The organism is uncultured Photobacterium sp. (assembly GCF_947502415.1).
Taxonomy (GTDB): Bacteria; Pseudomonadota; Gammaproteobacteria; order Enterobacterales; family Vibrionaceae; genus Photobacterium.
The window spans coordinates 1-206 of sequence record NZ_CANMZV010000155.1 but is presented as its reverse complement, the minus strand read 5'-3'; the positions used below and the strand labels follow the sequence as shown (position 1 = coordinate 206).

At 50.5% G+C, this 206-nt stretch carries 1 pseudogene; it reads left to right on the top strand.

Going from position 1 to position 206, the window contains the following annotated elements:
• Window positions 1–206: pseudogene (locus tag Q0852_RS23910) on the top strand (IS3 family transposase); the annotation flags it as partial.

Here is a 206-nt window from a genome sequence, read left to right as displayed (position 1 = left end):
TAATGACAGAGCAATGCTTCCGTACACCTCTTGTCCTGCATTCGGATAATGGTAGTCCCATGCGTTCAGCGACCTTGTAGGCAAAGCTGTGTGAGTTGGGTGTAACACCATCCCATAGCCGACCACGAGTCAGTAACGATAATCCGTTCTCGGAATCTTTGTTCCGGACGCTGAAATACAGACCACAGTGGCCTTCATCCGGCTTC